Source organism: Streptomyces sp. MnatMP-M17 (assembly GCF_900091995.1).
Lineage (GTDB): Bacteria > Actinomycetota > Actinomycetes > Streptomycetales > Streptomycetaceae > Streptomyces.
Window position 1 is genome coordinate 1 of record NZ_FMDK01000991.1, and the last position, 2302, is coordinate 2302.

The window sequence follows — 2302 nt, forward strand, 5'->3', positions numbered from 1 at the left end:
CCGGACGGGACTTCCACCCGCGAGCCTGGACCAGCTTTCAGGACGCACCATGGGCACAGCGTGGTGCGCCGCCCGCCGGCCGGGCCACCGATTTACGCTGCGGGCCACGGGCGCGGCGCCGACCGGCCGGCACGGCCGAGCGGCCGGGTGCGGTCAGGTGAGGACGATCTCCGGGTGGTACATGTCCATCCAGAGCGCCATGTCCAGCGTGCGTTCCATGCCTCGGCGGGAGGCCATGGTGGTCTGCGGGGTCTCCCGTTCCGCCAGGTGGCGGACGCGGTCGGGGTCGAGCACCTCGAAGACCGGGTGGGACGGATCGGCGAGCAGGTCCTTGATCTGCTGTTGCAGGGCGATCGCGTACTTGGGGTCCTGGGTGGAGGGGTAGGGGCTCTTGACCCGGTCGTAGACCGACTTGGGCAGCAGATCGGCCGTCGCCTCCCGCAGCAGGCTCTTCTCCCGGCCGTCGAAGGACTTCATCGACCACGGGGCGTTGTACACGTACTCGACCAGCCGGTGGTCGCAGTACGGCACCCTGACCTCCAGCCCGACCGCCATGCTCGTACGGTCCTTGCGGTCGAGCAGCAACCGGACGAACCGCGTCAGATGGAGCGCGCAGATCTTCCGCATCCGGTACTCGAAGTCGCTCTCGCCCTCCAGGCGTTCGACTCCGGCGATGGCGGCGGCGTAGTTGTCCTGGAGGAATCCCCGCATGTCCAGGGCCTTGTTCACCTGGGGCCGCAGTACATCGGCGTCGTCCCCGATGTACTGCTCCGAGCGCACCAGCCACGGGAACGTCTCGGCCCGTCTGGCCTCCTCGTCGAAGAACTGGAGATACCCGCCGAAGACCTCGTCCGCCGATTCGCCGGAGAGCGCCACCGTCGAGCGCTCCCGGACCGCCCTGAAGAGCAGATAGAGCGAGGAATCCATGTCACCGAGCCCCATGGGAATGTCACGGGCCCTGATCACCCTGGCCCGTACCTCGGGATCGGCCAGATCGTTCGAGTCGAGCACGATGTCCTGGTGATCCGTGCCCGAGGCGTGCGCGACATCGTGGACGAAGGGCGTGTCCGGCGTGGTACGGAGTTCATCGGCGACGAAGTGCTCGGTCCTGCCGACGAAGTCGACGGCGAAGCTGCGGACCTTCTCACCGGTCTCGGCGAGCTGCCGGGCGGCCAGCGCCGTCATCGCGGACGAATCCAGTCCGCCGGACAGCAGGGTGCAGCGCGGTACGTCGGAGACGAGCTGGCGGCGCACGATGTCGTCGAGGAGCGTACGTACCCGCGCCACGGTGGCGTCGCGGTCGTCGGTGTGCGGCCTGGTCTCCAGCGACCAGTAGACATGGCGGCGCGGTCCGTTGTGGTCGACGGTCACAACGGTGCCTGGCTCGACCTCGCGCATACCGTCCCAGATCGCGTGGCCGGGCGTTTTCACAAAGCCGAACAGCTCGCGCAGCCCGTCGAGGTCGACCCGGGCGCGGGCGAGCGGATTGGCGAGGATCGCCTTCGGCTCGGAGCCGAACAGCACTCCTCCGGGGATCGGATAGTAGTAGAAGGGCTTGATGCCCATCCGGTCGCGGATCATCACAAGCTTCTGGTACCTGCCGTCCCAGACGGCGAAGGCGTACATCCCGTTGAGGCGTTCGGCCATCGCCTCGCCCCACTCCAGATAGCCGTGCAGAACGACCTCGGTGTCGGAGTCGGTGGTGAACCGATGACCGCGTCCGGTCAGCTCCGCGCGCAGTTCGGTGAAGTTGTAGGTCTCGCCCGAGTAGACGAGCGCGAGCGTGCCCTGCGGTGTCACAAGGGTCATCGGCTGCCGTCCTCCTGGCAGGTCGATGATCGCCAGTCGCCGGTGTCCGAGGGCGGCGGGACCGCTGATCCAGGTGCCGCCGGCGTCGGGGCCCCGGCAGGACATCGTCTCCGTCATCGCATCCAGCGTTTCGGATGCGTCGAGCAGTACGCGGTCGAAGGAGACCCAACCAGTGATGCCACACATGTGTGTGTCCTCCTGCTTCCGGTCGCCGGATCAGTTGTATCCAGCATCTAACTATCGAGCGTCAGTCATTCGAGTGCGCTCGGTCAACGCGGCCGTGACGGCACCGGTCACGGGACACGGCGATCTCGGCCGGCCTTCGCAGGGAGGTGGAACGGCGTCGCCGTGCGGCCTTCGGGGCGCGGCAAGGCCTTTGAGGTGGCCGGGAGACGGCGTGGAGGCGGGCTCGGACCCATAGGCAAAAACTTCACCAATTGCCCCGAATGGCCCTATCGAGCGGCGGCCCGCCCGCTCGGGACCCGACCCGGTC

1 protein-coding gene is annotated in these 2302 nt (G+C 67.8%); it reads right to left on the bottom strand.

The genetic code is table 11. The features are described 5' to 3' along the window. Positions 1 to 153: 153 nt before the first annotated feature. A complete protein-coding gene (asnB, locus tag GA0115259_RS34790) occupies positions 154 to 1995 on the bottom strand; it encodes an asparagine synthase (glutamine-hydrolyzing) (RefSeq protein WP_093604292.1) in 1842 nt (613 codons plus the stop codon). Between the last annotated feature and the right edge of the window lie 307 nt (positions 1996 to 2302).